The sequence below is a fragment of the Sodalinema sp. genome (genome assembly GCF_046483825.1).
Lineage (GTDB): Bacteria > Cyanobacteriota > Cyanobacteriia > Cyanobacteriales > Geitlerinemataceae > Sodalinema.
Genome location: NZ_JAWOCL010000294.1, coordinates 1 through 8,549 on the forward strand (window position 1 = coordinate 1; position 8,549 = coordinate 8,549).

Annotated in this window: 6 protein-coding genes and 1 pseudogene; 5 read left to right on the forward strand and 2 right to left on the reverse strand. The window is 51.3% G+C overall.

Annotated features, from left to right (window positions below):
- The 5 genes and pseudogenes from R6U67_RS18785 to R6U67_RS18805 form a co-directional block, all read left to right on the forward strand.
- A pseudogene (locus tag R6U67_RS18785) lies at positions 1 to 290 on the forward strand (magnesium chelatase ATPase subunit D); the annotation flags it as partial.
- Positions 265 to 795 carry a hypothetical protein gene (locus R6U67_RS18790; protein WP_410253960.1) on the forward strand — a complete coding sequence of 177 codons (531 nt, stop codon included), beginning with the start codon at positions 265 to 267 and terminating at the stop codon, positions 793 to 795. The pseudogene R6U67_RS18785 and the gene R6U67_RS18790, both read left to right, overlap by 26 nt.
- A 142-nt stretch (positions 796 to 937) precedes the next feature.
- Positions 938 to 1,126, forward strand: a complete 189-nt coding sequence (locus tag R6U67_RS18795) for a hypothetical protein (RefSeq protein ID WP_170189335.1) — start codon at positions 938 to 940, stop codon at positions 1,124 to 1,126.
- Positions 1,127 to 1,263: 137 nt separating this feature from the next.
- The gene (locus R6U67_RS18800; RefSeq protein ID WP_410253961.1) at positions 1,264 to 1,845 is read left to right on the forward strand and encodes a hypothetical protein; all 582 of its coding nucleotides are present in this window, start codon (positions 1,264 to 1,266) and stop codon (positions 1,843 to 1,845) included.
- 116 nt (positions 1,846 to 1,961) lie between these two features.
- Positions 1,962 to 7,415 (forward strand): AAA family ATPase, encoded by a 5,454-nt coding sequence (locus R6U67_RS18805; RefSeq protein WP_410253962.1) that lies wholly within the window; start codon positions 1,962 to 1,964, stop codon positions 7,413 to 7,415.
- A 14-nt stretch (positions 7,416 to 7,429) separates the two neighbouring features.
- On the opposite strand, the gene R6U67_RS18810 is transcribed toward R6U67_RS18805, so the two are convergent.
- Positions 7,430 to 7,951, reverse strand: coding sequence for a DUF2202 domain-containing protein (locus R6U67_RS18810; RefSeq protein ID WP_410253963.1), 522 nt, complete (start codon positions 7,949 to 7,951; stop codon positions 7,430 to 7,432).
- On the reverse strand, positions 7,923 to 8,549 hold a 627-nt coding region (locus R6U67_RS18815; RefSeq protein WP_410253964.1), incomplete at its 5' end, for an RNA-guided endonuclease InsQ/TnpB family protein. The genes R6U67_RS18815 and R6U67_RS18810, both read right to left, overlap by 29 nt.

Sequence of the window (8,549 nt, forward strand, 5' to 3'; positions counted from 1 at the left end):
TTGCCATCACCGACGGCCGGGGCAATATCCCCCTGGCGCGATCGCTCGGCGAAGAGATTGACCCCAACGAAAAACCCGACATCAAAGCCGAATTACTGGACATCGCCGGACGGATTCGCGCCTTGGGGATTCAGTTATTAGTCGTCAATACCGAAAGCCGTTTCGTCTCCACGGGATTTGCCAAGGAACTCGCCGAAACCGCCGGTGGAACCTACTATCATCTGCCCAAAGCCAGCGATCAGGCGATCGCCTCCATGACCCAAAATGCCCTCAAAGACGCAATGGGGTAACACCATGATTCCGGGACGACTCACCGCCAGACTGGGGGCGATTCTACTGAGTTGGGGGCTACTGGCCAGCCCCGCTCAGGCCTGTCCCACCGCCATCGAACCCTTAATTGAGGAGATGTTGCCCGACTTACCCGGTTATGTGAATCGGGTGTTGCGGCGATCGCAGGATGTCCAGGGTCCCCCGAGCCACCGCACCACCGTCCTAGTGGCCGGGAACCCAGAATTTGAGCCACTTCCCCTCAACGAGCCTATTCCTGAAGGCGTAGAACAAGTCTTTTTAACCACCCTAGAACGCACCCATAGCGGCGGCCAAACCGGAGAAATCCAGCATTTCCATTGGCTCTTTCTCACTCAAAATGAGGAAGGTTGGTGGTTAGTTTCTCTATTTTCGAGTCTTGGCGATTATCCCGAACCCGGAATTGTCAGTCCTCCCCGCGAGAGCAGTCAAGGAGCCGTCGGACAAGCCGTTCAAACCTGGTTAAGAGACTGTCGATTCCGCCGTTAACCCCATTCCCATAGCTCTGTTCCTCTGTTGTTCCTCGTGACGTTTCCTCTCCTCGTGACTTGGCTCGATGCCAAGTCATGCACTTGGGGAGGACTTTTGCTTGCTATAATGGTTGGACCTGGACCCCTGAACATCGACCATCATGGCAGCCAAATATAAAAAACCGCCCGTTTTTCACACAAACGATGGAACATCTTATGTTCGCGCCGCTGATATTTTTAACAGCGAAGCCGGTCAAGCACAAATCAAAAAAGCGCTTAACTCAAAACTGTTTAAGCGGCTGAACGAAAAAAAACAAAAGCGTCAAGAAGAATCGAGTTTAGATGAGTAATGCCTTTTAACTTATTTCTCCTCCCTCTTTTGGGAGGATACATTTTTATCATAAATTGGAATCAGACTAAATATAAAGCTGCAAGATACTCAGGAAATCGTTTAACGCTCACTGCTTCAATTGCTGGAACAGTCTTCTTGCTACTTGCCATTAGTCTTGTGGGTATTGGTCAATTCTACGGATTTTCACTCAATCAACTCTGGCAATCCTGGATTGAAATTGAGTACTTTGATATTTCGATTATTGCCTTTTTGCTGGGTGGATTAACCTGGCTACCTTTGAACTTAGTGACCGATGCTGAATATCATAGAATCAAAGCAATAAAAAGTCAGAATGATGTCTTTGAGATACTATGTGACCAAGCGATTCGAGAGACAAAACTCCTCTTGTTCACCCTAAAAAGCGGCAAAGTTTATATTGGTATCACAACGGTTGCCTACAACCCCGGAGTGGATAGAAAGTACATCCAGCTACTGCCATTTTTCAGTGGCTATCGCAAAGAAGAGGACAAAACCTTAGTCTTAACCACCTCATACCTCCAAGCCGATGAAGCCATGACTCAGGAGCGTAGTCAGCCAAACAGTCCCTCAGGCGATCGCCCAGTCGAACCCGTCGAAATAGGCGACGATGCCGAAACCTTCGAGGTCGTCTTACCCGTCGTAGAAATCCAATCGGCAAGTCGATTTGACATCACCCGCTACGATCAACTCAACCCCTAGCCGGCCAAAACCACCAGACTAACTCCCCCCAAGCCCAAGAGAGGAGGCAACCCCGCCGTCTCTGTTAAAGTCGAGGTTAAATCACATGCTCAGACTCTCCCGTTTTCAGCATTGCAATGTCCCCCGCACTTCCTGACCTTCCCGGCTACACCCTCCTCGAACAGCTATATCTCGGCTCTCGCACCGTCACCTATCGGGGTATCCAACAACGAGATCAGCAACCTGTCGTCATCAAACTGTTGCGACAGGAACGCCCCAGCTTTGCCGAACTCGCCCAATTCCGGAACCAATACGCGATCGCCAAATCCCTAGCCATTCCCGGTGTCGTTCAGCCCCTGAGTTTAGAACCCACCGGCCATCGCTACGCCCTCATCATGGAAGACTGGGGGGGAATTTCCCTCAAAAACTATAGCCAGGAACACCCCTTAGACCTCGCCCAAACCCTCGCCATCGCCATCCAGGTGGCTCAGATTCTCCATGACGTACACCAACAGCGGGTGATTCATAAAGACATCAAACCCGCCAACCTCCTCATCCACCCCCAGACTCAGCAAATCAAACTCATCGACTTCAGCATCGCCTCCCAACTTCCCAAAGACGTCCAAGACATCCAAACCCCCAACCACCTCGAAGGAACCCTCGCCTATCTCGCCCCCGAACAAACCGGACGCATGAATCGGGGAATCGACTACCGGGCCGACTACTACGCCTTAGGAGTCAGCCTCTACCAACTCCTCAGTGGCCGCCTCCCCTTCAACGCCGACGATCCCCTAGAGTTGATCCACAGTCACATCGCCAAGATCGCCACCCCCCTGCATCAGGTGAATCCCAGCATCCCGGAACCCATCGCGGCCCTGGTGGCCAAACTGATGGCCAAAAACGCCGAAGACCGCTATCAAAGCGCCCTGGGCCTCAAACATGACTTGCAATACTGTTTAGAACAATGGCAACAACAGGGTGCGATCGCCCCCCGAGAACTGGCTCAACAAGATATCAGCGATCGCTTCCTCATCCCCGAAAAACTCTATGGCCGCCAGGCCCAAGTCCAAACCCTCCTCAACGCCTTTGATCGCGTCAGCCAAGGCCCCTCAGAAATCATGCTCGTGGCCGGCTTCTCGGGTATCGGTAAAACCGCCGTCGTCCGCGAAGTTCACAAACCCATACTCGAAAAACGGGGCTACTTCATCCAGGGTAAATTTGACCAATTCAAGCGCAACATCCCCTTAGAAGCCCTCATCCAAGCCGTCGAAGACCTCATTGAACAACTGCTCTGTGAACCCGACGATCGCCTCAACCACTGGAACACCGCCCTCGCCAACGTTCTCGGGGACAGCGGACAAGTTCTCCTCGACGTCATCCCCACACTCGAACAGATTATCGGTCCCCAACCCCCCGCCCCAGACCTCTCAGGAACCGCCGCTCAAAATCGCTTTAACCGCCTCTTTCAGCAGTTTATCGAATGCTTTGCCCAACCCAACCATCCCCTGGTGATCTTCCTCGATGACCTGCAATGGGCCGATTCGGCCTCCCTGCAACTCCTGCAATTACTCATCAAAGGACAAGGTTCGGTGCTGCTGTTGGGAGCCTATCGAGACAACGAAGTCTCAGCGGGCCATCCCTTACGGCTGGCCCTAGAAGACTTGCAACAGGCTGAAGTTCCCGTCAACACCATTCACCTAGGGCCGCTCCAGTTCCCGGATATGAACCAGCTCATCGCCGACAGCCTCAACTGTTCCCCGGAACTCGCCCAGCCGCTAACCGAGTTCACCGCCCGCAAAACCCAAGGAAACCCCTTTTTCATCAGCCAATTTCTCAAAACCCTACATCGAGAGGGCTACATCCGCTTTAACCCCCAGGAGCGTCACTGGGAGTGCGACATCCGCCAAATTGACACCCTCTCCCTCACCGATGACGTGGTGGAATTTCTGGCCCAGCAATTGCAGAAACTCCCTCCCACCAGCCAAACCGTCCTCAAATTCGCCGCCTGCATCGGGAACGAGTTTAAGCTAAGCACCCTCAGCATCGTCTCTGAGCAGCCACCCCGTGACGTAGCCAGTCGCCTCTGGCCGGCCTTACAAGAGGGGCTAATTTTCCCCACTAGCACCCTCTACAAGTTCTTTCTTGAGGGTGACGCCTCCCCCTCAAGCGAGGAGATCAACCCCAGCTATCGCTTTCTCCACGATCGCGTCCAACAAGCGGCCTATCTCCTCATCCCCGACGACGACAAACCCGCCACCCATTGGCAGATTGGGCAACTTCTCCTAGAATGCGGCGATGAGCAAGATCAAAGCGATCAACTCTTTGAAATCGTCAATCAACTCAACGCCGGAAGCGCCCTCATCACCACCCCGGCCCAGCAGCAACAGGTGGCTCAACTGAACCTCGAAGCCGGACGCAAAGCCATGGCCACCGCCGCCTACGACACCGCCGCCGCCTACTTCCAAGCCGGAATCGAGCAACTCCCGACCCAGTCTTGGCAACATCTCTATCCTCTGACCTTGAATCTCTATGGCAACGCCGTTGAAGCGGCCTACCTGACGGGGGAGTTTTCGACGATGGAACAGCTCTCGGGGCAGGTGTTAGAGCAAGCTCAAGGCTTCCTGGACGAGATTCCTATCCATGACATCAATATCCAAGCCGATATTGCTCAAAACCGCTTACCCGAAGCCTTAGCCCTCACTAAATCCGTTTTAGCTCAGCTCGGGATTCATCTACCCGATCGCCCCACCCCGGAGGATACAACGATCGCTCTGGCAGAAGTTGAGAGGAAAATTGCCGGGCGATCGCCGTCTGAACTTCTGGATTTACCCGAAATGGAAGACCCGGAGAAACTGGCAGCGTTGCGGGTTTTAATTACGTTAATTTCCATTACATTTGTTGCCTATCCGGCTCTTTTACCCCTAGTTATTTCCGAGCAGATTAACTTATCATTGGACTACGGCAACGCAGCAGGGTCGGCGTTTTCTTACGCAGCTTATGGTTTACTTCTCTCCAATTCAGGGAACTTTTCTCAAGGGTTTAAGTTTGGCGAGTTAGCCCTGAAACTACAGGAAAAACTCCAAATCAAGAGCCTGAAAGCCAAAATCTTAAACATGGTCTATAGTATGATTTTACCTTGGCGACAGTCCTTGAGAGACTGTCTCCCTATGTTGCAGGAAGGCTATCAGGCAGGATTAGAAACTGGGGATGTGGAATATGCAGCCTATTGCATTTTACACCACAATGAATATGAATATTTTTGTGGTAAAAACCTCAATCACCTTGCCGAAAAATTCGCGAATTATCGTCAAGCATTAAAGGACATCAATCAACAGAATACTTGCACTTACCAAGATATTTATTATCAAGCAGTTTTAAACTTGCTTGAAACCGAGGAGAACCCCACAGAATTAGTGGGAACCGCCTATGATGAACAGCAGTCGTTGCTCCTCCATTATCAGGTGGACGATCGCTATGCCATTTATCAGGTCTATCTCCACAAACTGATTTTAAGCTATCTGTTCGATGAACTGAAGCTAGGGCGGCAATGGGCCAATTTAGCGAAACCCTATATTGACGGAGTTCCAGGACTTTATTTTGGCTCTGTCTTTTATTTCTATGATTCCTTAGTGCAATTAGCCGCCTATCACCAGCTCGCCGAGGAACAGCAAGTGGGGATTTTCGAGAGAGTTCAGCACAATCAAGAGAAACTGCAACGCTGGGCTGATTCTGCCCCGATGAACTTTCAACATAAGTTGGAGTTCGTGGCGGCGGAACGGTATCGGGTATTGGGAGATATGACGGCGGCCATGGAGGCCTACGATCGCGCGATCGCCGCCGCCAAGGCCACCCAGTACCACCAAGAAGAAGCCCTCGCCTGTGAACGAGCGGCCCTGTTTTATCGGGATTGGGGGAAAGAGAAAATCGCTCAGGTGTATCTAACCGATGCCTATTATGCCTACATTTATTGGGGGGCGAAAACCAAAGTGGTGGATTTAGAACGCCGTTATCCTCGCCTGCTGGCCCCGATTCTCAACCCACAGCGGCCGCGATCGCCGATGACGGATACGGTGTTAGCCACTCGTTCGATGAGTGTCACCCCTAGTCTGACGCAGAGTGTCAGCCAAACCCCAGCCAGTCAATCTTCAGGTTCAGACGGAAACCATCTCTCGCTGAGTTTGGATCTGGCCAGCGTCTTGAAGGCCTCTCAAACCCTTTCGAGTGAAATCGATCTTCAGCAACTCCTGGCGAGGTTCCTTCTTATTGTTCTCAAGACGGCGGGAGCGGATAAGGTGTTACTGTTGATGCCTCAGGAGAGTCAATGGTGGATTGAGGCCATGGCCACCTTAGAGGGGACTCCTCGGGTGGAGTCGATTCCCCTATCGAGTTACCCCGAGATTGCCGAAACTCTGGTTCATACCGTACGCCGGAGTCTCAAACCGATGGTGGTGGCTCATGCTTTGCTGCATCCTCGTTTGAGCGGCGATCGCGATGTTCAGCAACGGCAATTGAAGAGTTTACTGGGGATTCCCATTGTGCAACAGGGAACGCTGATGGGGGTGCTGTATTTGGAGAATCAGCAGACGATTGGTGCTTTTACGGGCGATCGCGTGGAAATGTTACAGATGTTAGCCACCCAAGCGGCGATCTCCCTCCAAAATGCTCGTCTGTATCAACAAGTTGCCGACTATTCCCATAGCTTAGAAGCAGAAGTCGAACGCAAAACCCAGGCCCTGCGTCAAAAAGCCCTAGATTTAGAAGCGACGCTGACCAATTTACAACAAACTCAAGCCCAACTGATTCAAAGTGAAAAAATGTCCGCCCTGGGTCAATTGGTGGGGGGAATTGCCCATGAAATCAATAACCCCATTAACTTTATTCATGGCAATTTAGGGTATGCTGAGCAATATCTTGGGGATTTATTGAAGCTAGTGACCTGTTATCAGCAAGAATATCCTCAAGAAAATAAAGCGGTGCAACAGATGATGGAGGACATTGAGCTAAGCTTTCTTCAGGACGATGCCCCGAGTCTCTTTAACTCGATGCGATCAGGAAGCGATCGCATTAAAAAGATTATTTTAAGTCTGCGAAACTTCTCTCGTTTAGATGAATCGGATGTAAAGGCGGTGGATTTACATGAGGGACTTGAAAGCACCTTAGTGATTCTACAACGCCGCCTGGCTGGGGATACGAAAAATTCGAGAATTGAGGTGGTCAAAGAGTATGGCTCCCTGCCTCCTGTGACCTGTTATGCTAGTCAACTGAATCAAGTCTTTTTGAGTTTGTTGAGTAATGCGATCGATGCGGTTCAGGAGTTACGCAAAAGTCGGCAAAATCCCAGGATTTGTATCCGAACCCACCTTCGAGAACCTCGGGAGGTTGAAGTTATCATTTCCGATAATGGAGGGGGGATTTCTGAGCAGATTCAAAACCGCATTTTTGAGCCATTTTTTACCACGAAATCCGTGGGACAGGGAACGGGGTTAGGGCTATCGGTGAGTTATGCGATTATCTCTCGTCATGGCGGTTCCCTCACCTGTGAGTCTCAACTGGGGGTGGGAACCAACATGACGATTCGGCTTCCGGTTTAGAGGTTGTGGGGGTTTCAGCGGCGATCGCGATCGCCGGCTTGTCCTTGGCCCCGGCCACGGCGATCGCCCGATTCCCCTAGAATCTCGTCGTACTCTTCGGGTGAAAGCACTTCAGGACGATAGATTTGGCCCGTTTGTCGACTTAACGTGCTGGTAAAGGCCCGTAAATGGTTTTCGGAACCGTTTTGTAGGCGATCGTACAAGAGATCGAGGTCGGCGTTGTCGGTGTTGATCATGGCGGTTTCTAGGTCAGCAATGTCGATTTCTTCAATTTTTGCCCCCACCGCCAACGCCGCCGCCAGAGATTGACTGCCCTCCGTCACAAGTTCGTTGTACAACTGCTGTAGGGTGGGGTCGGTGAATTCTCCTACAGCGGCGTTGGTAATTGGATCTTCAAGGCCGTAGTGAGCCAGCGATCGCGCGACGGCTTCAGTGTGGTTCTGTTCGCTATTGGCAATGTTGTTAAAAATTGGAAGTTGCCACTGTTCATATAAACTCAAGTATACATCACGGGCAAGTTTCTCTTCTTCTCGCATTTGACACTCCCCAGCTATCACGGCGTGGGGATTCTTCCTTCAACGATTCGACTTGCCCTGACAGGTTTGCACCAGCCAAAGTAGCGGTCAAATCTCCAGAAGCGTGTGGGTCATCGACCCAAGTTCCGGTATGCCCTACCGTACTTAAGGCAGCGTTCAGGATGTTGATGGCTGCGTTGTGGTCTCTATCCAACTCGCACCCACACTGACAAACGTGAGTTCGAGTCGAAAGACTTTTCTTAACCACCGTGCCGCAACTCGAGCATTTTTGAGAAGTATAGGCAGGGTTCACCGCTACAGTTATCCTGCCGAATTTCACTCCAAAATGCTCCAACCATTTTCTGAATTGATACCAACCTGCATCGTGAATCGACTTGGCGAGACAGTGGTTCTTGACTAGATTCCGTATCCTCAAATCTTCATAGGCGACCAGATCGTTAGATCGGATAACGCAACGCGCCAGTTTCTTGGCGTGTTCCTCACGTTGCCGACTTATTTTGAGGTGTACTCGTCCGAGTCGATTGACGGCTTTTTTTCGGTTGGCAGAGCCTTTCTGTTTTTTACTCACCCTTCGGTGAGCGCGTTTGAGCTTTTTCTC

Bases quoted from the DNA above. Each gene is read 5' to 3' on its own strand.
- R6U67_RS18795 (WP_170189335.1), top strand. From the start codon at position 938: ATGGCAGCCAAATATAAAAAACCGCCCGTTTTTCACACAAACGATGGA.
- R6U67_RS18790 (WP_410253960.1), top strand. From the start codon at position 265: ATGCCCTCAAAGACGCAATGGGGTAACACCATGATTCCGGGACGACTC.
- R6U67_RS18810 (WP_410253963.1), bottom strand. From the start codon at position 7,951: ATGCGAGAAGAAGAGAAACTTGCCCGTGATGTATACTTGAGTTTATAT.
- R6U67_RS18805 (WP_410253962.1), top strand. From the start codon at position 1,962: ATGTCCCCCGCACTTCCTGACCTTCCCGGCTACACCCTCCTCGAACAG.